This window comes from Tardiphaga sp. 20_F10_N6_6, assembly GCF_052076045.1.
Lineage (GTDB): Bacteria > Pseudomonadota > Alphaproteobacteria > Rhizobiales > Xanthobacteraceae > Tardiphaga > Tardiphaga robiniae.
In genome coordinates this window covers 2,742,698-2,767,855 of sequence record NZ_CP197239.1, presented here as the reverse complement: position 1 = coordinate 2,767,855, position 25,158 = coordinate 2,742,698, and the positions used below count along the sequence as shown (strand labels likewise).

Here is a 25,158-nt window from a genome sequence, read left to right as displayed (position 1 = left end):
CGGCTATCATCCCGTGTTCCGCGCAACTCTCACCAAGTAAATCGCGACAGCGAATCGGCGATGTTCTGCACACGGCGGTGCCCGGTTTTGCCAATGGCAATCTTCCTTGCATGATCGCATTGTGTTCGACCCGCGGTGATAGAGCGTCAGCAAACAGAAAATCCCGCGTGACGTAACTGTGACGTCCGCAAGGCAGGGACATCGCTGGAATCTTCGGGCGCCGCAGTCACCAAACATTTGATTTGGAATTCTTCCAGTTTCAGGGGAGGGTTGCTGCAACGGCGATATGCGCCACGACCCGGGGAAATGCGATGGCAAGCCTCACGATCAATGGACGAACCTACGAGATCGATGCAGAACCGGACACGCCGTTGCTATGGGCGATCCGCGAAAATGCCGGGCTGACAGGGACAAAATACGGATGTGGCGTCGCCCAATGCGGCGCCTGCACCGTTCATGTCGATGGCCAGCAGGTCCGTTCCTGCAGCATGGCGCTCAGTGAGGCGATCGGAAAGCAGATCACGACGATCGAGGGCCTTGCGTCCGAGGGGGCCGTGCACAAGGTGCAGCAGGCCTGGATCGATCATGATGTGCCGCAATGTGGTTACTGCCAGAGCGGCATGATCATGGCAGTTGCAGCGCTGCTGGAGACAGTGCCGCAGCCGACCGATGAGGATATCGACCTCGCCATCACCAATATCTGCCGTTGCGGCACGTTCCAGCAGGTCCGTGAAGCGATTCACGCCGCTGCAAGCGCTTGAGGAAGATGGTCATGGGTCATGCTCCGCAACTCAATCGCCGTTCGTTTGTCCTGGGAACTGCTGCTATCGGCAGTGGCCTCGCGCTGGGTATTCCCTTTGGCGGGCCGACCGCAGTCTATGCGGCCGATGGTACGCCTGAGGTCAATGCCTGGGTGGTGATCCGGCCGGATGAGACCGTTGTCGTGCGTATCGCGCGGTCCGAGATGGGGCAGGGAACGCTCACGGGTCTGGCGCAATTGGTCGCAGAAGAACTCGAATGCGACTGGTCCAGGGTGACGACGGAATATCCCACGCCCGGGCAAAGTGTCGCACGCAAGCGCGTCTGGGGGGACTTTTCCACCGGCGGCAGCCGCGGTGTTCGCACCTCGCATGATTACGTCCGCAAAGGTGGCGCGGCTGCGCGCCTGATGCTGATCCAGGCTGCTGCCAATGAGTGGGCCGCGCCCGTGTCGGAATGTGCCACGAGCAAGGGCGTTATCACCCACGTCCCGTCGGGGCGCACCATCACTTACGGCAAGGTCGCGGAAGCGGCTGCTAAGCTGCAGCCGCCGGCCGACGTCAAGCTGAAGGATCCCAAAGACTGGACCATCGCCGGCAAGCCGCTGAAGCGGCTCGATACGGTCGAGAAGACCAACGGCAAGATGATCTACGGCGCCGATATCAAGCTGCCGGGAATGCTCAACGCCGCGATCAAGGATTGCCCGGTGTTCGGCGGCACGCTGAAGAGCTTCGACGACAGCAAGATCCTTGGCATGAAAGGCGTCAAGAAGGTCGTGCGCGTCGGCGAGAGTGCCGTGGCTGTGGTCGCTGATACGTGGTGGCACGCCAAGTCGGCGCTGGAAGCGATGCCGGTCGTCTGGGACGACGGCAAGAACGCCAGCGTGTCCAGCGAGTCCATCGCCAAGTGGCTGCAGGAAGGCCTGGACGCTGCGCAGCCCGCTTTTGTCGGCAACAAGGCTGGCGATGTCAAAGCAGCGTTTGCGGGTGCTGCGAAGACGGTGGAAGCGGTCTACGCCTATCCCTATCAGAACCACGCCACCATGGAGCCGATGAACGCGACGGTGCTCTATACGCCAGAGAAGTGCGAGGTCTGGACCGGCACGCAGAACGGCGAAGCCGTGTTTGCGGCCGCTGTCGAAGCGTCAGGTCTGCCAAGCGACAAATGCGAGGTCTACAAGATCATGCCGGGCGGCGGCTTCGGTCGGCGCGGCATGACCGATTACGTCCGTCAGGCGGTGGCCATCGCCAAGCAGATGCCCGGCACGCCGATCAAGCTGATGTGGTCGCGCGAAGAGGACATGCTGCACGGCCGCTATCACCCCATTACGCAAAGCAAGCTGGTCGGCGCCTTCGATGCCGATAACAATCTGATCGGTTTGCACATGCGGATCTCAGGCCAGTCGATCCTGGCCAGCGTGCGTCCCGAGGGAATGCAGAACGGGATGGATCCCGTCACTTTCCAGGGGCTGAATGCCAGCGGCGAAGCAGCGATCGGCTACACCGTTCCGAATTTGCTGATCGACCATTCCATGCGCAACCCGCATGTGCCGCCGGGCTTCTGGCGCGGCGTCAACGTCAACCAGAATGCGATCTATCTCGAAGGCTTCATGGACGAGCTCGCGCATTCGGTCGGTCAGGATCCGCTCGAATTCCGCCGCAAGCTGATGACCAAGCATCCGAAGCATCTCGCGGTGCTCAATGCGGTTGCGGAGAGGATCGGCTGGACGACGCCGGCGCCGCAAGGCGTGTTCCGCGGCATCTGCCAGCACATGGGCTTCGGCAGCTATGTCGCGGCCGCGACGGAAATTTCGGTGACGGGCGGCAACAAGATCAAGATCCATCGCATCGTAGCCGCCACAGATCCCGGTTATGCGGTGAATCCCTGGCAGATCGATCGCCAGATCGCCGGCTCGTTCGTCTATGGCCTGTCGGCGCTGTTCTATGGCGAATGCACCGTGAAGGGTGGTCGCATCGAGCAGGAGAACTTCGACACCTATCAGTCGATGACCATGAAAGAGATGCCGAAGGTCGAATCAATCCTGATGCCATCAGGCGGCTTCTGGGGCGGCGTCGGTGAGCCGACGATCTGCGTTGCGGCGCCGGCCGTGCTGAATGCCTATTTTGCCGCGACCGGCAAGCGCATCCGTTCCGTGCCGCTGAAGAATCACGACATCATCTTTGCGTAACTGACGCGTCGCCATGCTTGCTGCCCATCACTGGATTTCACTCATGAAGACGTTGCGTACCTCACTTGCGATCGGGCTGATCGTCACCTCGGCGGCGCCGGTCCGGGCGGCATCGGCGCCGCCGCCTGGAGCGGCCTCGTGCTCCGGCTGCCATGCGGCGACATCGCAGGCCATCCCGAACATCTATGGGCGCGATGCCGATGCGACGCGCTCCACATTGCTGGCCTTTCGCAATGGGTCGATGCCGGCCACAGTGATGACGCGGATCGCCAAGGGCTTCTCCGAAGACGAAATCGGGTCGATTGCGGCCTGGCTGGCAACGCAGAAATAGCATGACCCACAAAAATCATACCTCACGACGGGAGTTTCTTCGCACTGCCGCTGCCGCGACGGCATCCCTTGCGCTGGCATCGCCAAGCCTGGCGCAATCGCCTGCGCGGGTCGTCGTGATCGGCGGCGGCTTCGGTGGCGCCAGTTGCGCCCGCGCGCTTCGGCAGCTCGATCCGTCGCTGGATGTCACGCTGGTGACGGCCGATCGCCAATATGTCGCGTGCCCGTTTAGCAACGAGGTCATTGCCGGTGACCGCGCCATCGAGGCCCAGCAATTCACCTACGAGAAAACCGCTGCCGCCGGCATCAAAGTCGTCGTGCAAATGGTGCAGACGATCGACCCGCAGGCGCGCACGATCGGTCTCGCCGATGGATCGACGTTGCGCTACGACCGGCTGGTTCTGTCTCCCGGAATCGATCTGCGCTTCGATGCGCTGCCGGGCTATGACGAAGCTGCAGCATCGCGCATGCCGCATGCCTGGAAGGCCGGTGAGCAGACGCTGCTGCTGCGACGCCAGTTGGAAGCGATGGACGATGGCGGCGTGGTTGCCATCGTCGTTCCCGCCAACCCCTTTAGGTGTCCTCCGGGCCCCTATGAGCGCGCGAGCCTGATCGCGCACTACCTCAAGACCCGAAAGCCGCGGTCGAAGCTGATCATTCTCGACTCGAAAGACGCGTTCTCGAAACAGCGGCTGTTTCAGGCTGCATGGCAGGAGCTGTATCCGGGATTGATCGAATGGGTCGCGCTGTCGCAGGGCGGCAAGGTCACGTCGGTCGATCCGGCGACCAATACGCTGGTGACCGATTTCGCGACACATCACGTTCAGGTGGCCAATGTCATTCCACCGCAGCGCGCCGGACGCATCGCGGAGATTGCCGGCGTCACCGATAAATCCGGCTGGTGTCCGATCAATCCCGTCAGCCTCGAGTCCACACAGGTGCCGAACATCCATGTGATCGGCGATGCCTGCATTGCCGGCGCCATGCCCAAATCCGCATTCTCGGCGAATGCGCAGGCGAAGACCTGTGCCGGCGCGATCGTGGCGTTGCTGGCGGGGGCGACGCCGACGTCGCCGAAGCTGATCAACACTTGCTACAGTCTGGTCGCGCCCGACTACGGCATTTCCATCGCCGGCGTCTACCAGCCCCGCAATGGCCTGTTTGCGGATATCGAAGGCGCGGGCGGTACGAGTCCGCTGGATGCGCCGCGTGATGTCCGGGCCGGCGAAGCGATCTATGCACGGTCCTGGTTCGAGACGATCGGAGCAGAGGTCTTTGGTTAGTCGCCGCCGCGCATCGACACTGTTGTCGGCGAGCGTGGCGACACTGCTGCTGACTGCTCCGGTTTGTGCGAGTGAACTTGTCCCTTATGCGGTGATTGGCGATGCGATTCCGCTGCCCCTGGCGGGCGCGGTCGGCGACGCGTCGGCGGGCAGGGCGATCGTCGTCAACCGCACATATACGTGCCTGCTCTGCCACAGCGGGCCATTTACCGAACAGAGATTCCAGGGCGATCTTGCGCCAAGCCTTGCCGGCACCGGCAGCCGCTGGTCGGAAGGCCAGTTGCGGCTGCGGCTGGTGGATGCCTCACGCCTCAATGCCGCGACCATCATGCCGTCCTATTATCGTGCAGATGGGTTACAGCGTGTCGGGGAGGCATGGGTCGGCAGGCCGATCCTGTCGGCGCAACAGATCGAGGACGTCGTCGCTTACCTGACAACGCTGCAGAACCCATCATGACGAAAGCAATCCATGGCTGAGCTCGATCGATCGACACGCCGCCAGTTTCTGGCGACGGCCGGTGGCGCTGCGCTTGGCGCGGTGTCACTCGTGCATATCGGCCCGGCCCATGCGACGCCGGACACCATGAAGGCGGCCATCCGCGATATCGTCAACGGCGCCGCCGTGCGCCCCGGCAAAGTGAAGCTCGACGTTCCGCCGCTGGTCGAGAACGGCAACACGGTGCCGCTCACCGTCACGGTGACGAGCCCGATGAGTGATGCGGATCACGTGGTCAGCATCCATATCTTCAACGAGAAGAACCCGCAGCCCAATGTCGGTAATTTCTATATCTCCCCACGTGCAGGCCGTGCGCAGATATCGACGCGCATCCGGCTCGCCGATACGCAGACACTGACGGCCATCGCGAAACTCTCCGATGGTTCGTTCTGGTCGGCGACCGCCGATGTCGTTGTCACGCTCGCAGCATGTACCGAGGAGGCCACCTGATGGCGTCCGCGCTGATCAACGTTCCGTCTACGGCCAGGCGTGGCGATATCATCGAGATCAAGACGCTGATGTCCCACATCATGGAGACCGGCTTTCGCCATACCGTGACCGGCGAGGTTATCCCGCGCAACATCATCACCAATTTCACCTGCCGCTATAATGGCGATGAAGTGTTCCGGGCCGATCTGTTTCCTGCGTTCTCCGCCAATCCCTTCATCTCCTTCTTTACGGTCGCCACGGAGAGCGGAAAATTCGAATTCCAGTGGATCGGCGACAACGGATTTCAGGAAACCGCGTCGGCCAGCATCACGGTCACATGAGGCGACTGCGAAATATCAGCCTGTCGTTGCTGGCAGCCGTCGCCTTCACGTCGCTCATCGAGGCGGCGGAGATCGCGCCGGGCGAGCGACGCTCCGGTGCCAGTTTCATGTCCGTCGAAACCCAGGCCATGCAGAACGACGCCACGGCCAATCCCGGCATGCTGGGGGTGCTGGATGGCGAGGCGCTGTGGATCCGAAAGCCCGTTGCCGGCCGTGCTTGCGCGGATTGCCACGGTGATGCCAGCAGCATGCGCGGCGTCGCCGTGCGGTACCCGGCATTCGACGACAAGCTCAATCGCCCGGTCGATCTCGAACAGCGCGTCAATCTCTGCCGTGTCGATCATCAGCAATTGCCGCCGCTCGCCGATGAAAGCCGCGATCTGCTGGCGCTGACCGCACTGATCGGCCGGCAGTCACAGGGGATGCCGATCGAGACGGGCGCCGATTCACGTCTGCAGGCATTCATCGACAAAGGCCGCGATGCCTTCATGCGGCGTCAGGGGCAGTTGAATCTGGCATGCACGAACTGTCACGACGACAACTGGGACAAACGTCTCGCCGGCTCCGCGATCACGCAGGCCCATCCAACGGGCTATCCCGTCTATCGGCTGGAGTGGCAGGGGCTTGGCTCTCTCAAGCGCCGCCTGCGCAATTGCATGATCGGCGTGCGCGCTCAACCCTACAGCGCCGACGCGCCTGAGATGGTCGAGCTTGAGCTCTACCTGATGTCGCGCGCGCGGGGCATGGCAAGCGAAACTCCCGCTGTCAGGCCGTGACGCTTCGAATGTCTGTGTACGTGCCCGCGGGCTGCAGGTCAGGTCGTTTCCTTCGGTATCTCGAACACCAGACACGTCGTGGTGGCATGGGCGATGAGCCGGTCCTTGGAATCCGTGATGCGCGCTTCGGCGGTGGCGGCGCGGCGGCCGACATTCAGCGTCTTGCCTTCGGTGCGCACGGCGCCAGAATCCTTGCTCATGCCGCGAATGAAGCTGATCTTGAATTCCAGCGTGGTGTAGCCGGTGCCGACAGGCAACATGGTGTGCACGGCGAGGCCCATCGCCGAATCCAGCAGGATCGCCGCGTAGCCGCCATGTACCGAGCCGATCGGATTGTAGTGGCGGAAGCCGGGGACGCTGTGAAACACGACAACACCGGGTTCTGCGGTCGAGTCGAACGGCTCGACATTCTCCATGATCGGCGGTTGCGGCAACTCGCCGGAGAAGATCTTGCGCACGAAATCGAGCCCGGGCATCGAGGCCATCAGGCTGGTGGGCACGACGTCGTAGCGGGGCGTGGGGGCGTCGGTCATGGCGCTTCCTTTATTTTTGATGACGATCATCATACAAAGCTGCAGGTGCGGATGCTAGCGCTTGCCGCAAGCCCTTCCACGTCATGCCCGGGCTTGACCCGGGCATCCACGCCTTCGCAGCCCTAAAACGTAGATGGCCGGGACAAGCCCGGCCATGACGTCTGAATTCTATCGATAAAGAGAGCTACGACGCCTTGTTCGCCCGCATCAGATCCGCGAACCGCTTGAACAAATAATGCGAGTCGCGCGGACCGGGGGAAGCCTCCGGGTGATACTGCACCGAGAATACCGGCTTGCCGTCGAGCTGGATGCCGCAATTGGATCCGTCGAACAGCGAGATATGGGTCTGCGTCGCGCCCTTCGGCAGCGTTGCTTCATCCACCGCGAAGCCGTGGTTCATCGAGGTGATTTCCACCTTGCCGGTGGTCTCGTCCTTGACCGGATGATTGGCGCCGTGATGGCCCTGATGCATCTTCTTGGTCTTGGCGCCCACCGCTAGGCCGAGCATCTGGTGACCGAGGCAGATGCCAAATGTGGGCACGCCGGAATCGATCACCTGCTTGATGACAGGCACGGCATATTTGCCGGTCTCGGCGGGATCGCCTGGGCCATTCGACAGGAACACACCGTCCGGCTTCAGCGCCATGATCTCTTCGGCCGAAGTCGTGGCTGGAACGACTGTGACCTTGCAGCCTTCGCCGGCCAGCAGGCGCAGAATGTTGCGCTTGATGCCGTAATCGATGGCGACGACGTTGAATTCAGGGTTGGTCTGGCGACCGAAACCCTTTTCCCATTCCCAGGGAGTCTCGTCCCACGTGAAGCGCTGGGCCGACGTCACCATCGGCACCAGGTCCATGCCTTCGAGACCCGGCCATTCGCGCGCTTCTTCCTTCAGGCCATGCAGGTCGAATTGGCCGTCCTTCGCATGCACAAGCACCGCATTGGGCATGCCCTTGTTGCGGATCAGCGCGGTCAGGGCGCGGGTGTCGATGCCGGAAATGCCGATGATGCCGCGCGCCTTCAGCCAGGCGTCGAGATGCCGGGAAGAGCGGTAATTCGACGGGTCGGTGATCGCCGAGCGCAGGATCACGCCGCGGGCGCCTGGCGTCGCCGCCATGTTCACCGTCTCGATATCCTCGTCGTTGGTGCCGACATTGCCGATATGCGGGAAGGTGAAGGTGATCAGCTGCCCGGCATAGGATGGATCGGTGAGGATTTCCTCATAACCGGTCATCGCCGTGTTGAAGCAGACTTCGCCCACGGCCTGGCCTTCCGCGCCGAGGCCGAAGCCCTCCAGCACGGTGCCATCGGCGAGCACGAGGAGCGCGGTCGGTTTGTGGTCCGGCCAGGCTGAAGATGTTTCTGAGGGGGTCATGAGGGGACTACATAGTCCGCGCATCCGCCGCCGTCAAAGCCGGAAAGGCCGGATTCACACGTCAACCATGGCCTGCGGGGTTAGCAATCGGCGCTTTGCCCGATCAACGGGCCCGGACAGAGCTGCGTTAAGGAATAATATCTTATCCGGCAGAATTGTGGTGTTCCGGTTGTCCGGCGAAACCTGCACGCCGATAGCGCGTAATTTGCAGAATGAGATGTAAAATCAACTAATTATAATTACGGATGCTTGCCGGAACTCACTTTCGCCGGTAGCAAGCTACGACTTCCCGTATTTCCGGATATTTCAGTGCAGTTGGACTATTTCGCCAAGATGGCCGCGCGCTCGGCCGTCGCGCCTGCGCGATGGCGCAGGCCTTTTCTGACCTTCCTCGATGGGATCGAGAAGGGCTGGACGATTCCTGTGCTGATCGTCGGCTTCGCGGGAATCTGGCTGCTGTTTCTGGTGATCGCCTATCAGAGCGGCGATCTACATGCGGATGCGCTGGAAACCTGGACGCTTGGGCGCGAATTCGCATGGGGGAATCCCAAACATCCGCCCTTGATGGGCTGGGTCGCGCGGCTGTGGACGCTGGTTTTCCCGCTGACCGACTGGTCGTTCCAGTTGCTGTCGATGACCAATGCCGCGGTGGCGCTCTGGGCTGTCGATCTGATTGCGCGCCGCTTCGTGCGCGGCGATTCGCGAGCCGTCGTGCTGCTGCTGCTGATGCTGCTTCCGGCCTATCAATTCCATGCCCAGCGCTTCAACGCGAACACAGTGCTGCTCGCGGTCTGGCCGCTAGCGACCTATTGCTTTTTGCGCTCCTTTGAAACGCGCGCTATCGGCTGGGCTGCCGCCGCCGGCGTCCTGTCCGCGCTGGCGATGCTCGGCAAATATTATTCGATCTTCCTGATCGCCAGCTTCGCGCTGGCAGCGATCGTGCATCCGCAGCGGGCGGTCTATTTCAGGTCCTGGGCACCGTGGGTCTCGACACTTGCCGGGCTCATTGCCCTTGGGCCGCACATCCATTGGCTGGTGACGACCGGTGCTGCGCCGTTCGCCTATGCCATACAGGTTCACGGCGGCATCGACTTTGGTCAGTCACTCATCGAAGCCAGCATGTTTTTGCTCGGTCTCGCGGCGACGCTGGCGCTGCCGGCTATTGTCTGGGTTTTATCGGCCGAGCTGCGCCTGAAGTACTTTTCGGCCGATTTCCGCGCGATGGGTCCAGGGTTGCTGCTGCTGTTCTGGGTGTTTATCGGCACGGTGCTACTGCCGCTCGTGACCACCGTCACGCTTGGCACCGACATGCCTTCGCTATGGGCGCTCCAGGGCTTGTTCCTGCCTGCCGTTCTGATCGTCTGCGGCGCCCGCTTCACGCTCGAACGCCTGTATGTGGTCAATATGGTGGTGTTCGTCGCCGGCATCGCCATCATCGCAACCGTTGTGGCTGCTCCGATCCATGCGATTTACCGCAACAGCATCAATCCTAACGAGCGGACTTACTATCGGCTGGCCGCTCAAGAGCTGACTGACCGGTGGCATCAGATGACAGGCCGGCCGATACCACGGATCAGTGGCGACGACGGGCTGGCATTCGCGACGGCCTTTTACAGCCCTGACCATCCCGTCTACAGCCGCCCGTTCCAGTTCCAGTACACTTGGGGCATGCCGCGCGCGACGACGCTGCAGAAGGGGTGGGCTTCGATGTGCTTTGCGACAGATAGCGATTGCCTGATGTGGATGGGCAAGGTTGCGATGCTCGAGCCGCGGCACGTCAGGTTTGATTTCGAGGTTCAGCCCCGGCTATGGGGCCAGGCCGGTATTCCGGCCACCATATCGGCGTTGATGGTTCTGCCGTACGTCGCTGGGGCCAATGCGCCCGGGCCGCTGTCCGCAGGCGTGGAGGATTTCAGCTCCAGCCATCGGCAATAGGTTTGGGCAGTAGGTTCGGGCAACAGCTCCGGGCGACGTCCCCGAGAATTGGCGGGTGCAGTTGTGCATACCCCTTAAAACGCTTAGATCGGGGCCAACCGAGTTCCGGCGCTGCGATTGGCGGCCGCAAGAGGAGACGCAGATGCTGCGCGATGATATCAACAACGCCGTCAAGGACGCCATGCGGGCCAAGGACGAGCGCAAGCTTTCGACGCTGCGCATGGTCAATTCGACCATCAAGAATGCCGATATCGAGGCGCGCGGCCAGAGCAAGCCGCCGCTGTCGGACGGCGATCTGCTGAGCCTACTGCAGAAGATGATCAAGCAGCGCCAGGAATCCGTCGAGCTCTATGACAAGGGCGGCCGCGCCGAACTCGCGGCCCAGGAGCGCGAGGAAATCGCGATCATCTCCGCCTATCTGCCGCAGCAGATGTCGGAGGACGAGACCAAGTCCGCCATCGCAGCCGAGATCGCAGCGACGGGTGCGGCCGGCATGAAAGACATGGGCAAGGTGATCGCCGCGCTGAAAGCGAAATATGCCGGCCAGATGGACTTCGGCAAGGCCAGCGGTCTGGTCAAGGCTGCGCTCAACGGCTGAGGCTCTCTTTAACCTCTCCCCGCTCCCGTGCGAAGCGAAGCTTCGCTAGGCGGGGAGAGGTCGCGCGCACCTGGCGCGCGGGTGAGGGGCCAAGCACGCTGCTTCAACGCACGCAGTCTATCGGTTCGGATCAATCCGAGGTCTTGCGCAATTCCTCATCGATGAGCGACAGCACGCCTTCGATATTTGACAGCACATCGTTGTTCCAGAAGCGAAGCACGCAATAACCTTGCTCGCGCAGATATCGATCGCGCATGGCGTCCCGTTGCGACTCCAGATGCTGCCCGCCATCGACCTCGATAACGATCATCTTCTCCCGACAAACGAAGTCGCAGATATATCGCCCGATCGGCTCTTGGCGAATGAATTTGCAGCCGGCAATCTGCCTGTTGCGCAGACGATTCCACAGTTTCGTTTCGGCGTCGGTGGAGTTGGCGCGTAATTCGCGCGATCTGTTGGTGATGCGAATGTGGCCACGCATGTGCCATGCCCCTCACCCGACCGGCTTCGCCGGTCGACCTCTCCCCGCGAAGGGCGGGGAGAGGTTAGGAACGCTGTCGCTCTTGTCAGCTACGCCGCCGCCGTCGGCAGGCTATACGTCTTGAACTGATCGCGCAGCGCGGTCTTCAGGATCTTGCCAGTGGCCGTGTGCGGGATAGCATCGACGAACACGACGTCATCCGGCATCCACCACTTGGCGATCTTGCCATCCATATATTTCAGGATGTCCTCGCGCGTGGCGGTCTGGTCCTGCTTGAGTTGGACGATCAGCAGCGGGCGCTCGTCCCACTTCGGATGATAGACGCCGATGACGGCGGCTTCCGCCACCTGCGGATGACCGACGGCAAGGTTCTCCAGATCGATCGACGAGATCCATTCGCCGCCGGACTTGATGACGTCCTTGGAGCGGTCGGTGATCCGCATATAGCCGTACTGGTCGATGGTGGCGACGTCGCCGGTGTCGAAATAGCCGTCCTCATCGAGAATGTTGGCATCGACGCGATAGTAGGCGGCCGAGACCGAGGGGCCGCGCACCTTGAGACGGCCGAAGGTCTTGCCGTCCCAGGGCAGGTTCTTGCCGGCGTCGTCGGTGATCTTCATCTGGACGCCGAACGGCGGATAGCCCTGGGTCTGCAGGATATCCAGCCGCTCGTCGCCTTCGAGCTGGTCGAACGGCGGCTTCAACGCGGCCAGCGTGCCGATCGGGCTCATTTCGGTCATGCCCCAGGCATGACGTGCACCGATGCCCATATCGACGAACGCCTTGATCATCGAGCGCGGCATCGCCGATCCGCCGCATACCACCATGCGCAGGTCGGGCAGTTTCAGATTGTTCTGCGACATGTAGTTGAGCAGCATCAGCCATACCGTCGGCACGCCCGCGGTATGCGTCACCCTCTCGGTGGAGAGCAATTCGTAGATCGAAGCGCCGTCCATCTTGGCGCCCGGCAGTACGAGCTTGGTGCCCATCGACGGCGCGGAAAACGCGATGCCCCAGCTATTGGCATGGAACAGCGGGACCACCGGCAGCATAGTGTCGGCGGCATTGGCGCCGAGCGAGTCACCGGTATTGGCCATCAGCGCGTGCATCACGTTGGAGCGGTGAGAATACAGCACGCCCTTCGGATCGCCTGTTGTTCCCGATGTGTAGCACATCGCCGCTGCGGTGTTCTCGTCGAACTCTTTCCATTTGAAGTTGCCGTCGACCTCAGCGATCCAGTCCTCATAGGCCACGGCGTTTTTCAGCGTGGTCTGCGGCATGTGTGCCTTGTCGGTGTAGATGATGTAGCGCTCTACTGACGGCAGCTGGTCGGCGAGTTTCTCGAGGATCGGGACGAAGGTGAGGTCGGTCATCACGATGCGATCTTGCGCATGGTTGATGATCCACGCGATCTGATCCGGGAATAGACGTGGATTGACGGTGTGGCAGATGGCGCCGATGCCCATGATGCCGTACCACGTTTCCAGGTGCCGCCACGTGTTCCACGCGATGGTGGCGACGCGGTCGCTCATCTTGATGCCCTCGCGGTCGAGACGCTGTGCGACCTTCAGGGCACGGGTACGAATTTCGGCGTAATTGGTGCGGTGGATGGGACCTTCGACTGATCTGGTCACGACCTCGCGCTCGCCGTGGACTTGGGCCGCATGATCGATGATCCGATGACACAGCAAAGGCCAGTCTTGCATCAAGCCACGCATTTGATCGTTCCTCCGTCTTGTGATTGGCGTGCCGGCTCCCCGATCGTTGCCGGGGAACTTCGACCCTGTTCTTGCTTTAGGTCTTGGCATGAAGTTTAGCGCGGGGAAAGCGGCCCGGAAATGGACTTTTGGCCTATCCGGCTGCGACCAAAGGACAATTGGGGTGGTTCTGGCGTTGCTGCTGGTTGCCGCGCCGGCGCAGGCCTATCTGACGACATCGCGTGTGCCGCTGCCAAAGCCCCGCCCGGCAGAAGCGCCGGCGATCGAGCCGGCGCAAAATCCCGGTGAGGAGCCTGCGAGATCGGAGCAACCCGCTGAGCCTGAGAAGCCTGCTGCCGAAGCGCGTCCGCCGGAGCCGCCGCCGCCTTCAGCCTGCCGCTTGGCGCTCACCGATGCCATCGCTGTTGCGCCGAGTATTCCCGACATCAAGGGGCCGGGCGCCTGCGGCGGACCCGACATGGTGCGGCTGGAAGCGGTTGTGCTGCCGGACAGGACGCGCGTGCCGCTGAAACCGGCGGGAACGATGCGCTGCGCCATGGCAACGGCGGTGGCCGAATGGATCCGCGCCGACATGGCACCGCTCGCGACCAACCTCGGCACCAAGCTTCTTGAACTCGATAATTTCGCCTCCTTCGATTGCCGTGGTCGCAACCGTGTCGTCGGGGCGAAACTGTCAGAGCATGGCCGCGCCAATGCGCTGGATGTGCGCGGGCTGAAACTCGCCAATGGCCGCTCGATCGCACTGACCGAGCGCAACACGCCGCGCGAGCAGCGCGAGGCCGTGCTGCATTCGGTCTGTACGCGGTTCACCACCGTGCTGGGGCCGGGCTCCGACGGCTACCACGAGGATCATATCCATCTCGATATCGCCGAGCGGCGCGGCAACTACCGGATCTGCCAATGGGAGGTCTGGGACGAGTGGCCGCGCATCGCGCCGCTGATGCCGGCGCTACGTCCGGATGAGGCGCCGCCGCGCGAAGTGGCGGAAGGCAAACCGGGGGAGGCGAAGCCTGCAGAGCCTGCGGCGGCTCGACCGGCTGCGACGGAGCCCGAACCGGAGCCCGAAGCAGAAGCCGCGCCTCCACAAGAACAGCCCAAGCCGAAGCCAAAACCCAAGCCGAAGAAGCGTCGCGCTGCGCCGCCATCGCCATTCAGCTTTTTGCGGTGATTTGAAAAGGAGTGGGAGAGCAGGCGTGAGGTTGCAATCGCCTCTCAGCTGTCATCCCCGCGAAGGCGGGGATCCATAACCACGGTTGGCGTGGTTGAGGCGACGGCATTGCCGCATCTACAGCGCTTCAAAAGTTCTTCGGAGTGTATGGATCCCCGCCTTCGCGGGGATGACATCGGTGTTTGAGGTGAATGCTGAGCACCCAACCATCCCACCCATCAACAAAAAAAGCGCCGGATCAACCGGCGCTTTTTCCAATCTCATAAAACCTCAGCTCAGTATGGCGTTCCGCCGCCGCCCTGCAGGGCCAGCTTCGAATTATACGGCGAGTCGCCGGCCTTCGGCTCGAGCACGACGACCACAGCGCCGGGCTTGACGCGGCTATAGAGGTCGATGACGTCTTCGTTGGTCATGCGGATGCAGCCCGACGAGATCGAGGCGCCGATATATTCCGGCTGATTGGTGCCGTGAATGCGGAACAGCGTGTCCTTGTTGCCCTGATAGAGATAGAGGGCGCGGGCACCGAGCGGATTATCGACGCCGCCGGGCACCTGGGCCGGCAGGCCTTCGATGCGGGCGTGAATGTCCTTGGTCGGGGTCCACTTCGGCCATTCGGCCATGTTGCCGACGCGCGCGACGCCCGAGAAGGCCAGCGCTTCTTCGCCGACGGTCACGCCATAGCGGATCGCCTTGCCGCCGTCCTGGACGAAATAGAGATAGTGGTTGTCGGAATCGACCACGATCGAGCCCGGCGCTTCCTTGCGGTGGAAGTCGACGATGGCGCGGCGGAACGGCTCGGCGACGGCAACCTTGGCGTAACGTGCCTTGGCGAGCTGTGCCTTGTCATTCGGCTTGAGGCTGGCTTCCGGAGCGGCCTGGAATTGCGTGGCGGTCTGCATGCAGCCCGACAGCATCAGGCCGGCGGCGACAATCAAACCAAGCTTAATCTTGAGCGGCGACATGTCATTGTTCCAATTGCGTGAGGTCCGAATTCAGACAGGCTGGTGCAAGGAAACGCACCCAAAATAGCCTGCGAACGCCACGATTCCGTTAAAGCTACTATCGCTGAAATCCGCTGCAATTCCAGCGGTTAGATGCGCTGCGCATCATGCAGCGCACAACCTGTGTCATATTTGCCGCAGAATTTTCGACCCTCCGGCCGAATCCTGTGCAGAACCGCAACGCCTCGCGAAGCCGTGATGCGCGCGTGACAATTTTGTCAGATCGAGACCATGGAACGCGCGATCTTGCGGGAAAAATTCCCCGGGTTCGGGTGGGGTTGGCGCGCCGCACAAAGGCTGTCATGACGGCTGCATCCGCATAGGTCATGGTCGGTCGCCCCTGCCGATTCTGTCCGGATCGTCCGTATTGCAGTGTTCCGCCTTTTCAATGTCCCGGAGTTGCCATGCTCGCTGTCTTCACCCCTGCCGACCACGCCTTGAGAAAATCCGAGCCGACCGATCTCGAAGCGTTGCCGGACAATGCGGTGTGGATCGACATGGTGAAGCCGTCGCCGGCCGAAGACAAGGCGGTGGAGAAACTGGCGGGGGTGGAAATTCCGACCCGCGAAGACATGCAGGAGATCGAAATCTCCAGCCGTCTCTATATCGAGAACGGCGCCCGCTACATGACCGCGAGCTTGATGTGCGGCTCCGACACGGAGTCGCCGCGGATCACGGCGGTAACTTTCATCCTCACCCGGCAACGGCTGGTGACGGTGCGCTACGACACACCGCGTCCGTTCGCGTCCGTCGAACTGAAGCTTGGCCGCAACGCGCCGCCCGGCGCCAATGGTGAAACCATTCTGCTCGAACTGCTCGACGCCGTGATCGATCGCTGCGCCGACATTCTCGAGCGCGTCGGCGCCGACGTCGATCAGGTCAGCCACGACATCTTCGAGCCGGATGAGTCGCTGCGGACCGGCCATGCCAAGCGCTATTCGGAAATCCTGATCACCATTGGCCGCAAGGGCGACCTGACCTCGAAAGTGCGTGAAAGCCTCGTCTCGATCGGCCGCGTCGTCACCTTCATCACCGCCGAGGCGGAAGGCGTGAAGTGGTCGAAGGACATGCGCGCGCAGCTCAAGACCATGCAGCGCGACGTGGTCTCGCTGACCGATCACGCCTCCTATCTGTCGAACAAGATCACCTTCACGCTCGATGCGATGCTCGGTGTCGTCAATCTCGAACAGAACAACATCATCAAGCTGTTCTCGGTCATGGCCGTCGTGCTGATGCCGCCGACCCTGATCGCCTCGGTCTATGGCATGAATTTCAAGGCGATGCCGGAACTGCAATGGGATGTCGGTTACCCCATGGCGCTGATCATGATGCTGTTCGCCGCCGTGCTGCCTTATATGTTCTTCAAGTGGAAGAAGTGGCTGTAGGGCACGTAGGGCGGCACTAACCTCTCATTTGTCATTCCGGGATGCGTCACGCCGGCGAAGCCGGTGGGGTGCAGGCCCGGAATCCATAAGTTCGATCGTGGTTATGGATTCCGGGTTCGCGCAAGGGCGCGCCCCGGAATGACAAATGAGGGATAGCAGCGCCCAAACATTTTTCCTGCACCTCTTGACAATATGCCTATAAGGATTATCCTCCGCTCATCCGGTTCGCGAGGGGCGCTTCATGAGGCGTCTTGAAGTGGGACAGGGATGCGGCGCCTGCGGGTGTGGGGTGACGTACCCCGCGCACTCGGGAGGCCTTGGGTCACCGTCCGACCCCACTACGGGGGTCTGCCAGTCATGCTGGCTGGACGTGGCATTGGTGAACGGCGGGAAACCGTCGGGATCAGCGGAGTGCGGAGCTCTGCGCCTTTGCCCGGAAGAACGGTCCCGGGGGCAGAAATCGCCGCGGTGGCGCGCCGGATGGCGTTGCGCGGTTGCAGCTTGCCGGCGTTCCGGCGGAGCGGATCGCGAAAATTACCACCATTTCGCGTCGTCAGGCGCGCTGCCACCCCTCATGTTTCAGGAGGGGACACCGCTTAGACAACCCCGAGCATGCGCTCGCGGGATCATAAAGGCGCGGGTGTCTGAATCTTTTTCCAACTATCAAAACGCATTCATGATGCGTGTTCGAAAAGCCCAATGATCATAGGCTTCGCGCGATTCCCGCCACAATTTATCCGGTAAAATTCGAGCGTTCCGCTGAACGGTTGCGCTAATGGTTGCTGTCATAACGCTGTCAGAAGCGATGAGGACAGCAATGGTTGACAAAACAGAAACATCGGGACGGAACGTCGTCGATCTCAGGTCCTATCAACAGGCGCGCATGGCCAACGGTCGGGCGCAGGCGATGTCTGCGCGTACCTGCCGGCATTGTGGTGCCGGGTTGATGGACGGCGAATCCGAAGACGATTGTTCCAGCGCGGGGATCAGCGCGGCTGCGCCGATGCCGCGGAAATTTTACGCGGACTAGAAAATCCCGCGCTTTTCGAGGAGCGCCAGAATGGCGCGGTCCTCAGCATGACTATTCCCCACCCGTTACCGCTGATCAGACGTGCTGGCCGCCATTGATGTGGATCTCGGCGCCGTTCACGTATGAACTCGTTTCCGTACACAGCACATAGATGATCTTGGCGACTTCGTCGGGCGTGCCGAGCCGATGCAGCGGGATCTGCTGATCGACGATGGTCTGCGTGCCCGGCGAGAGGATCGAGGTGTCGATCTCGCCCGGCGCGATGGCGTTGACGCGGATGCCGAGGCGACCGAAATCCGAGGCCATTTCGCGGGTCAGCGACGCCAGCGCCGCTTTCGATGTGGCATAGGCCGCACCGGCAAACGGATGCACGCGCGAGCCGGCGATCGAGGTGACATTCACCACTGAGCCCTTCGCAGCCTTCAACTGCTCGATCAGCCCGCGGGCCATCATGATCGGTGCGAAGAAGTTGACGTTGAAGACATGGCTCCAGGTCGCGACGTCAGTATCGATCGAGCCCATGCGCGCGCCACCTTCGGCCTTCGGCGAGATGGCGGCATTGTTCACCAGCGCATGCAGCGCGCCGCCGTTCAGCCGTTCCTTGATGTCGTCGATGGCGCGGACGGTGTCGTCATGGTCGGCGAGGTCGACCTGGATGTGATCTTCGGGGCCGGCATCCCATGGGCAGACTTCCGGAAACGGATGCCGCGAACAGGTCAGCACACGCCAGCCGGCGCTTGAAAAGCGCATCACGGTGGCATGACCGATGCCGCGGCTTGCGCCGGTGAGCAGCATGGTGCGCTTGGGCGCGTTCGATCCTGGATGGCTCACGGGTCTGGTTCTCGTCTCGTTGTCGGCGTTCACGGATACAGTCTCACCTTGGTCCAGGACGTATCTGGTGCCGCGGTGTCGCGGCGGAATTCGATGCGGTCGTGCAGGCGATACGGGCGGTCGTGCCAGAATTCGAACCGCTGTGGCGTGATGCGCCATCCGCTCCAGCCTGGCGGACGCGGAACGGCGCCGATCAGGTGCTTGGCGCCTTCCTTGGCGATGGCCTGTTCGAAGGCAAAGCGGCTTTCCAGCGGCTGCGACTGCTTGCTCGCCCAAGCGCCGATCTGGGCCTGTTTCGGGCGGGTCGAGAAATACTCGTCGGCCTCGGCATCGGTCACGCGGGTGACGGGACCGCGAATGCGGACCTGCCGGCGCAGCGACTTCCAGTGAAACAGTAGCGCTGCCTTGGGATTGGCGGCGAGCTCCTGACCCTTCTGGCTGGCGATGTGGCTGTAGAACACGAAGCCGTCGGTGTCATAGCCCTTCATCAGCACCATGCGGACGTCCGGCAGGCCGTCGGCGTCGACGGTGGCCAGCGCCATCGCGTTCGGATCGTTGGGCTCGGACGCCTTCGCCTCGGTAAACCACTCGGAAAACAGCGCAAATGGTTCCGCAGCGGCCGTAAAATCACCTGACGTTAACGGAGTTGAGTCTTTGATGGGGGAGGTCGTGTCGGTCATGTCCGGAGTTCCGCTTGCGTTGGCCTGTTGTAGAGAGCTCGCTGCTGCCCCTGCATAGGCAAGACCTATATAGGATACGGCAACGCATTGGCCTATCGGCCATCTGCCCGCTCGGTGCGGCTTTGACAGCAATTCTTATCGGCAGCACCCTCGGTGGTTGCAGTATGGGCCGAAACGAGTCCGCGCTGGCCAGGATGGAGGGCGGCGATGTCACCGGTTCGATTTCGCCGGCATCCGTCCAGGCCACCAATTACGAGCCTACCGAAGCCGATCTGGTCCTGACGCGTACGGCGGCCTCGGATGTGCTCACCAAGGGCAGCAAGGATTCCAGCCAGCCGTGGGAAAACCCGTCGACCGGCGCGCGCGGATCGGTAACGCCTCTGTCCAGTGCCTATGTCGCGGAAGGTCGCACCTGCAGGGATTTTCTGGCCAGCTATGTCAACGGCACCAGCGAAAGCTGGATGCAAGGTGCGGCCTGTAAGGGTGACCGCGGCAGCTGGGACGTGCATACGCTGAAGCCGTGGAAACGGAGCTAGTTTTCACCGGCGGGCCGCTTGCGGCCGAGTTGCAAAAATGACACGAAGTCACCAGATGAAGAAGCAGGCGGGCCCTGGCCCGCAAACCCAACATGCGGGCCGATTGCCCGCCTTTTAGTTACCTGAAGGAGAGACGACGGATGCGCGACCCCTATGAGGTCTTGGGGGTGCAGCGGGGCGCCAGCGCTGCGGCGATCAAGAGTGCCTATCGCAAGCTCGCCAAGAAGCATCATCCCGACAGCAACAAGGACGATCCGAAAGCCGCCGACCGGTTTTCGGAATTGAATGCGGCCAACGAGATCATCGGCGACGAGGACAAGCGCAAGCAGTTCGACCGCGGCGAGATCGATGCCGAGGGTAAAGCGCGCTTCCAGGGCTTCCCTGGCGGCGGCCGCGCCGGCGCGTCGCAGCGCGGCTTCGAGCATGCTTTCCGCGGCGGTCCCGGCGCGCAGCAGGGCTTTCCCGGCGGTGCCGCCGGCGGCGGTTTCGAGGATATCCTCAACAGCATGTTCGGCGGCGCCAGCCCGCGCGGCGCGCGGCCGGGCGCGCAGGGCTTTGAGTTCGATACCGGTGGCTATGCCGGCGGGATGCCCGATCTGGATTTGAACGTCGCCATGACGGTGACGCTGGAAGAATCAGTGAAGGGCGCCGAGAAGCGCGTACGTCTGCCATCCGGCAAGGAATTGAACGTCAAGATACCGGCCGGCGTCACGTCGGGCCAGCAGATCCGGCTCCGCGGGCAGGGCGAAAGCGCGCCAGGACATCGTCCCGGCGATCTGATGATCACCGTCACCATCGCTCCCCACGCTCACTTCAAGGTGGATGGCAACGACCTGCGCGTCGATCTGCCGATCACGCTCTACGAAGCCGTGCTGGGGGCCAAGGTGCGCGCGCCGACACTCACCGGTGCCGTGGAGCTTTCAATTCCGAAGAACACGTCGAGCGGACGGGTGTTTCGCCTGAAGGGGAAGGGCCTGCCGCTGGCCGGCGGCGCCGCGGGTGATCTCTACTTCACCACCAGGATCATGCTGCCGGACGGCAACGACGCCGAACTGGAAGCCCTGATGGAGAAGTGGCGCGACGGGCACCCGTATCATCCGCGCAGCGATCTGGGGTGAGGCGAGCAGCGATCAGCTCGCTGTCTCATCCCCCCACCTTCTCCGTTTGATCGTAGATCTGGCGCGCGACCTGGTTGAGCCGGTCCTTGTCGGTGGGGCCTGACACGACATAGCCGACGCCCTTGTCAGCCCAGAACATGGCGCCGTCCTTGTCCTGCGCGGCATAGCGCATCTGGGTGGCGTCGGCTTTCGCCGCACGCGATGTGTAGAGCGTGTAGCGCTCGCCCGACGGGCTCTCATACATGAAGAAGGCCGCTGGCGCTTCGGGGCCGGGCAGCAAGCGTCCGCCGACCAGCTTCAATCCGGCCACCTCAAGTTCGGGCGCCTTGATCTCGTAGCCGACGCGCTTCGACAGCCACTGCTGCAGGTGTGCACGTTCATTGGCTGCGACTTCGACCGGATGACGGACTTCGACCACATAGGTCCGGTGCGCACCGAGCGCGTCCACCGTGAAACTCCGGAATATCGATGGCGAAGTCGCTGCGCCGCGTGCGACCCAGCCCGCGCTGCCACCTGCAATGAAGGCGACAAGCGTGGCCGCGACGGCGCCGTAGATCCAGCGCCGCGGCTGCTGAACCAGTCGCTCGATTTCCAGCCGCTGCGGCACGGCTTCGTCGGCAATCGCATCGTAGCGGGCATGCAGCAACTCGGCCATTGCGCGCCATGATGCGACGCGCTCGGCATCGTCAGGATGTGTCGTAAGCCATGCCTCGACATCGGTGCGGCGCTCGGCCGGCAATTCATTATCGACGAAGGCGTGCAATTCGTCTTCGGTCACGGGAATGTTCGGTCCGGTCATTATCATCTTCCCTTTAAATCATTTGACCGCGCGCAGCGCCGGGCGCTCGCCGTCGAGATAGGCTTTGACATGGGCGCGGGCGCGGGCGAGGCGCGACATCACGGTGCCGATCGGCACGCCCTGGATGTCGGCGACTTCGCGGTAGCTCAGGCCCTCGAGCATCACGAGCAGCAGCACCGAGCGCTGCTCTTCGACGAGGGCGGCAAGGGCGCGCGAGATGTCGCGCCCTTCGGCTTCGGTCCCGCTGGCATCCGGATTGTTGTCGAACAGTTCGGTGAAGACTGGTTTGCGTGCCAGCGACCGGCGGCGGTTGCGGTTCAGATTGGTCAGGATCGTATAGAGCCAGCTTCTGAGATCGCCGCCGATGAACAGCTTCTCGGAGCGCAGCGCGCGCACCAGCGTGTCCTGCACCAGGTCGTCTGCGATGTCGGTGTCACGCGCCAGCGCCCGCGCATAGCGGCGCAGCGCCGGAATCATGCTCTCAACGCTTTCGCGAAAGGCGCTCATGGGGCTCGTGCCATCCGTTGCAATCCTGACGGTATCTTGGGCGGTCCGCAATTGCGCCGCATCTATCATAACACCTTGGCGGACCGTCTATTCCGGCGTTAGGCCCGGACGGTAAACAGCCACATAACCGGGCTTTTGGGCTGTACCGAACGCAAGTGCTGGTGTACCCCCAAGGGCAGATCGGCATGGACTGCCAAGTTATCAGCCAAGCAAATAGGATGTGATATGAGTGAAGTTTCAGGCCTGATGAAGGGCAAGCGCGGCGTTATTCTCGGCGTCGCCAACAACCGCTCCATCGCCTGGGGCATCGCCAAGGCGTGCCAGGCGCAGGGCGCGGAGATTGCGCTGACCTATCAGGGCGATGCGCTGAAGAAGCGCGTGGAGCCGCTGGCGGCGGAACTGGGCGCGCTCGTGCTTGGTCATTGCGACGTCACGGATGCCGCGACCATCGATGCGGTGTTCGACGAGCTCAAGGCGAAGTGGGGCAAGATCGACTTCGTCGTCCATGCCATTGCGTTTTCCGACAAGAACGAGCTCGAGGGCCGCTATGTCGACACCACGGCGGAGAACTTCAGCAAGAGCATGCTCATCTCCTGCTATTCGCTGACCGCGGTTGCGCAACGCGCCGAGAAACTAATGACCGACGGTGGTTCGATCATCACGCTGACTTATTACGGCGCCGAGAAGTGGATGCCGAACTACAACGTGATGGGCGTCGCCAAGGCCGCGCTCGAAGCCAGCGTGCGCTATCTGGCGGCTGACCTCGGCGAGAAGGGCATCCGCGTCAATGCGATCTCCGCCGGCCCGATCAAGACGCTGGCCTTCGCAGGGATTGCCGACTCCCGCTACCTGCTGAAATACAACGAGGTCAATGCGCCGCTGCGCAAGAACGTCTCGATCGACGAAGTCGGCCAAAGCTCGATGTATTTCCTGTCTGACCTGTCCTCTGGCGTCACCGGCGAAGTGCATCACGTCGATGCCGGCTATCACGTGCTCGGCACCAAGGTGCCGGATGCGCCGGATATCTCGATGGGCGGCAAGGACTGATCGCTTAGTCCATGCCGAAACCAACGATCTATTATATTCGCCACGGTCAGACCGAATGGAATGCCGCCGGTCGCTTTCAGGGCTCGAAGGACATTCCGCTCAACGATCTCGGTCGTGAGCAGGCTGTACATGCCGGCACCGTGCTGAGGGATATTCTGTCACGGGACGGGCGCGCCAGCGGCGATGTCGCATTCGTCTCCAGTCCGCTCGGCCGCGCGCGCAACACCATGGAACTGGTGCGCGGCAAGCTTGATCTGCCGCATGACGACTACGTCCTCGACGATCGTCTGCGTGAGATCGGCTTCGGTCACTGGGAAGGATTCACGTTGGCCGAGCAGGAAGCCGCACATCCCGAGATCTTTGCGGCGCGCTTGCGCGACAAATGGAGCCTGCCGGCGCCGGGCGGCGAGAGCTACGCTGAGGTGCAACTCCGGATGCGCGAATGGGTTGACGGCCTGACGGGCGATACCGTTGCCGTTGCCCATGGCGGTACGGCGCGGGCGCTAATGGTGGCGCTGGGCTTTGAGACGCCGGACGGGGTCAGTGAGCTGCCGATCCAGCAGGGCGCGGTCTACGTGTTCAACGCCGACGGGATGGACAAGTTTAGTTAAGCATTGCGGCTGACCGGGCGATTTGACCCCTCGGACGGCCCGCGTTACGACATCTGCTCAAGCAGCGAGCGCCCCATGTCCCACAACACCTTCGGCCACATGTTCCGCGTCACGACCTTTGGCGAAAGCCACGGGGTGGCGATCGGCTGCGTGGTCGATGGCTGTCCGCCGCTGATCCCGCTGGATGTGACCGAGATCCAGGCCGATCTCGATCGCCGTCGTCCCGGCCAGTCGCGCTTTACCACGCAGCGGCAGGAAGCCGACGCGGTCAAGATCCTGTCCGGGGTCATGGCGCATCCGGAAACCGGTGTGCAGGTCACGACGGGGACGCCGATCGCGCTGCTGATCGAGAATACCGACCAGCGCTCGAAGGACTATTCGGAGATCAAGGACAAGTTTCGGCCGGGCCATGCCGACTTCACCTATGAGGCCAAATACGGGTTGCGCGATTATCGCGGCGGCGGCCGCTCGTCGGCGCGCGAGACGGCGACGCGCGTGGCCGCTGGCGCCATTGCGCGCAAGATCGTGCCGGGCATGACGGTGCGTGCGGCGCTGGTGCAGATGGGACCGCACAAGATCGACCGCGGCAACTGGGATTGGGACGAGGTCGCCCGCAATCCCTTCTTCTGCCCGGACAAGGACAAGGCCGCCTTCTTCGAAAGCTATCTCGACGGCATCCGGAAATCCGGCTCGTCGATCGGTGCGGTGATCGAGGTGGTCGCCGACGGCGTGCCGGCGGGATTGGGGGCTCCCATTTACGCCAAGCTCGACGGCGATCTGGCAGCGGCGCTGATGAGCATCAATGCGGTGAAGGGTGTCGAGATCGGCGACGGTTTCGGTGCTGCGGAATTGTCCGGCGAGGACAATGCCGACGAGATGCGCATGACCAATCACGGCCCGTCATTTCTCTCAAACCATGCTGGCGGCATCCTCGGCGGCATTTCCACAGGCCAGCCGGTCGTGGCACGTTTTGCAGTGAAGCCGACTTCGTCGATCCTGTCGCCGCGCAAGACCGTCGATCGCAATGGCGCCGATACGGACATCCTGACCAAGGGTCGTCATGATCCCTGCGTCGGCATCCGCGCCGTGCCGGTGGCGGAAGCCATGGCCGCTTGTGTGCTCGCCGATCATTTCATTCGGCATCGCGGACAGGTCGGCTAGAGTAAGTGACTGACCGAAGCCCGCGTTCGCGCGAGTTTGAAA

Annotated in this window: 26 protein-coding genes; 17 read left to right on the top strand and 9 right to left on the bottom strand. The window is 62.4% G+C overall.

Annotated elements, in window-relative coordinates; all coding sequences use genetic code 11:
* Positions 1-311 precede the first annotated feature (311 nt).
* Genes AB7813_RS13365 through soxA form a run of 8 tightly spaced genes read left to right on the top strand, consistent with a single transcriptional unit; the run spans position 312 to position 6,602 of the window.
* Entirely contained in the window at positions 312-761 is a 450-nt protein-coding gene (locus AB7813_RS13365) for a (2Fe-2S)-binding protein (RefSeq protein ID WP_093756882.1), read from the top strand.
* Between the two features lie 11 nt (positions 762-772).
* On the top strand, positions 773-2,947 hold the full coding sequence (locus AB7813_RS13360; RefSeq protein WP_439064694.1) for a molybdopterin cofactor-binding domain-containing protein: 2,175 nt from the start codon (positions 773-775) through the stop codon (positions 2,945-2,947).
* 43 nt (positions 2,948-2,990) lie between these two features.
* Positions 2,991-3,278 (top strand): cytochrome C, encoded by a 288-nt coding sequence (locus AB7813_RS13355; protein ID WP_120293318.1) that lies wholly within the window; start codon positions 2,991-2,993, stop codon positions 3,276-3,278.
* 1 nt (position 3,279) lies between these two features.
* Positions 3,280-4,560, top strand: coding sequence for an FCSD flavin-binding domain-containing protein (locus tag AB7813_RS13350; RefSeq protein WP_439064693.1), 1,281 nt, complete (start codon positions 3,280-3,282; stop codon positions 4,558-4,560).
* The gene (soxX, locus tag AB7813_RS13345; RefSeq protein ID WP_439064692.1) at positions 4,553-5,017 is read left to right on the top strand and encodes a sulfur oxidation c-type cytochrome SoxX; all 465 of its coding nucleotides are present in this window, start codon (positions 4,553-4,555) and stop codon (positions 5,015-5,017) included. Before AB7813_RS13350 ends, soxX begins: the two co-directional genes overlap by 8 nt.
* Positions 5,018-5,029: 12 nt before the next feature.
* Positions 5,030-5,506, top strand: a complete 477-nt coding sequence (locus AB7813_RS13340; RefSeq protein WP_439064691.1) for a SoxY-related AACIE arm protein — start codon at positions 5,030-5,032, stop codon at positions 5,504-5,506.
* On the top strand, positions 5,506-5,826 hold the full coding sequence (soxZ, locus tag AB7813_RS13335; protein ID WP_439064690.1) for a thiosulfate oxidation carrier complex protein SoxZ: 321 nt from the start codon (positions 5,506-5,508) through the stop codon (positions 5,824-5,826). The genes AB7813_RS13340 and soxZ overlap by 1 nt, the downstream gene beginning before the upstream one ends.
* Positions 5,823-6,602: a sulfur oxidation c-type cytochrome SoxA gene (soxA, locus tag AB7813_RS13330; RefSeq protein WP_439064689.1), complete on the top strand. Its 780-nt coding sequence runs from the start codon at positions 5,823-5,825 to the stop codon at positions 6,600-6,602. Before soxZ ends, soxA begins: the two co-directional genes overlap by 4 nt.
* A gap of 38 nt (positions 6,603-6,640) precedes the next feature.
* Here the strand turns inward: soxA and AB7813_RS13325 are convergent, their stop codons facing one another.
* Both AB7813_RS13325 and carA read right to left on the bottom strand, forming a co-directional pair.
* On the bottom strand, positions 6,641-7,135 hold the full coding sequence (locus AB7813_RS13325; RefSeq protein ID WP_439084188.1) for a PaaI family thioesterase: 495 nt from the start codon (positions 7,133-7,135) through the stop codon (positions 6,641-6,643).
* Positions 7,136-7,319: 184 nt separating this feature from the next.
* The gene (carA, locus tag AB7813_RS13320) at positions 7,320-8,510 is read right to left on the bottom strand and encodes a glutamine-hydrolyzing carbamoyl-phosphate synthase small subunit (RefSeq protein WP_439059556.1); all 1,191 of its coding nucleotides are present in this window, start codon (positions 8,508-8,510) and stop codon (positions 7,320-7,322) included.
* A gap of 309 nt (positions 8,511-8,819) precedes the next feature.
* Here carA and AB7813_RS13315 point away from each other — a divergent pair, with 309 nt between their 5' ends.
* Positions 8,820-10,445 carry a glycosyltransferase family 39 protein gene (locus tag AB7813_RS13315; protein WP_439084189.1) on the top strand — a complete coding sequence of 542 codons (1,626 nt, stop codon included), beginning with the start codon at positions 8,820-8,822 and terminating at the stop codon, positions 10,443-10,445.
* Positions 10,446-10,587: 142 nt separating this feature from the next.
* Entirely contained in the window at positions 10,588-11,043 is a 456-nt protein-coding gene (locus AB7813_RS13310) for a GatB/YqeY domain-containing protein (RefSeq protein ID WP_439064686.1), read from the top strand.
* Positions 11,044-11,173: 130 nt separating this feature from the next.
* Here AB7813_RS13310 and AB7813_RS13305 read toward each other — a convergent pair whose 3' ends face one another.
* Together AB7813_RS13305 and AB7813_RS13300 are read right to left on the bottom strand one after the other, a co-directional pair.
* The gene (locus AB7813_RS13305) at positions 11,174-11,524 is read right to left on the bottom strand and encodes an endonuclease domain-containing protein (RefSeq protein ID WP_120293285.1); all 351 of its coding nucleotides are present in this window, start codon (positions 11,522-11,524) and stop codon (positions 11,174-11,176) included.
* A gap of 89 nt (positions 11,525-11,613) precedes the next feature.
* Positions 11,614-13,242 carry a fatty-acid--CoA ligase gene (locus AB7813_RS13300; protein ID WP_439084190.1) on the bottom strand — a complete coding sequence of 543 codons (1,629 nt, stop codon included), beginning with the start codon at positions 13,240-13,242 and terminating at the stop codon, positions 11,614-11,616.
* Between the two features lie 88 nt (positions 13,243-13,330).
* On the opposite strand from AB7813_RS13300, the gene AB7813_RS13295 reads away from it, so the two are divergent.
* Positions 13,331-14,410, top strand: coding sequence for an extensin-like domain-containing protein (locus AB7813_RS13295; RefSeq protein WP_441228162.1), 1,080 nt, complete (start codon positions 13,331-13,333; stop codon positions 14,408-14,410).
* A gap of 275 nt (positions 14,411-14,685) precedes the next feature.
* Here AB7813_RS13295 and AB7813_RS13290 read toward each other — a convergent pair whose 3' ends face one another.
* Positions 14,686-15,372, bottom strand: coding sequence for a L,D-transpeptidase (locus tag AB7813_RS13290; protein ID WP_068734945.1), 687 nt, complete (start codon positions 15,370-15,372; stop codon positions 14,686-14,688).
* 443 nt (positions 15,373-15,815) lie between these two features.
* On the opposite strand from AB7813_RS13290, the gene AB7813_RS13285 reads away from it, so the two are divergent.
* Positions 15,816-16,796 carry a magnesium transporter CorA family protein gene (locus AB7813_RS13285; RefSeq protein ID WP_089265493.1) on the top strand — a complete coding sequence of 327 codons (981 nt, stop codon included), beginning with the start codon at positions 15,816-15,818 and terminating at the stop codon, positions 16,794-16,796.
* 1,105 nt (positions 16,797-17,901) lie between these two features.
* Here the strand turns inward: AB7813_RS13285 and AB7813_RS13280 are convergent.
* Positions 17,902-18,621: an SDR family NAD(P)-dependent oxidoreductase gene (locus AB7813_RS13280; RefSeq protein ID WP_089265492.1), complete on the bottom strand. Its 720-nt coding sequence runs from the start codon at positions 18,619-18,621 to the stop codon at positions 17,902-17,904.
* A 65-nt stretch (positions 18,622-18,686) separates the two neighbouring features.
* Entirely contained in the window at positions 18,687-19,337 is a 651-nt protein-coding gene (gene pdxH, locus AB7813_RS13275; protein WP_175368250.1) for a pyridoxamine 5'-phosphate oxidase, read from the bottom strand.
* A 122-nt stretch (positions 19,338-19,459) separates the two neighbouring features.
* On the opposite strand from pdxH, the gene AB7813_RS13270 reads away from it, so the two are divergent.
* On the top strand, positions 19,460-19,873 hold the full coding sequence (locus AB7813_RS13270; RefSeq protein ID WP_089265490.1) for an RT0821/Lpp0805 family surface protein: 414 nt from the start codon (positions 19,460-19,462) through the stop codon (positions 19,871-19,873).
* 140 nt (positions 19,874-20,013) lie between these two features.
* Positions 20,014-20,991, top strand: coding sequence for a DnaJ C-terminal domain-containing protein (locus tag AB7813_RS13265; protein ID WP_231079672.1), 978 nt, complete (start codon positions 20,014-20,016; stop codon positions 20,989-20,991).
* Positions 20,992-21,016: 25 nt separating this feature from the next.
* Here the strand turns inward: AB7813_RS13265 and AB7813_RS13260 are convergent, their stop codons facing one another.
* A complete protein-coding gene (locus AB7813_RS13260; RefSeq protein WP_439064683.1) occupies positions 21,017-21,790 on the bottom strand; it encodes an anti-sigma factor family protein in 774 nt (257 codons plus the stop codon).
* A gap of 18 nt (positions 21,791-21,808) precedes the next feature.
* Positions 21,809-22,297, bottom strand: a complete 489-nt coding sequence (locus AB7813_RS13255; RefSeq protein WP_089265487.1) for an RNA polymerase sigma factor — start codon at positions 22,295-22,297, stop codon at positions 21,809-21,811.
* A 225-nt stretch (positions 22,298-22,522) separates the two neighbouring features.
* On the opposite strand from AB7813_RS13255, the gene fabI reads away from it, so the two are divergent.
* From fabI to aroC, 3 genes are all read left to right on the top strand, one after another.
* A complete protein-coding gene (gene fabI, locus AB7813_RS13250; protein WP_093756866.1) occupies positions 22,523-23,344 on the top strand; it encodes an enoyl-ACP reductase FabI in 822 nt (273 codons plus the stop codon).
* Positions 23,345-23,355: 11 nt separating this feature from the next.
* Positions 23,356-23,955, top strand: coding sequence for a histidine phosphatase family protein (locus tag AB7813_RS13245; RefSeq protein ID WP_439064682.1), 600 nt, complete (start codon positions 23,356-23,358; stop codon positions 23,953-23,955).
* A 75-nt stretch (positions 23,956-24,030) separates the two neighbouring features.
* A complete protein-coding gene (gene aroC, locus AB7813_RS13240; protein WP_120293301.1) occupies positions 24,031-25,116 on the top strand; it encodes a chorismate synthase in 1,086 nt (361 codons plus the stop codon).
* Positions 25,117-25,158 lie beyond the last annotated feature (42 nt).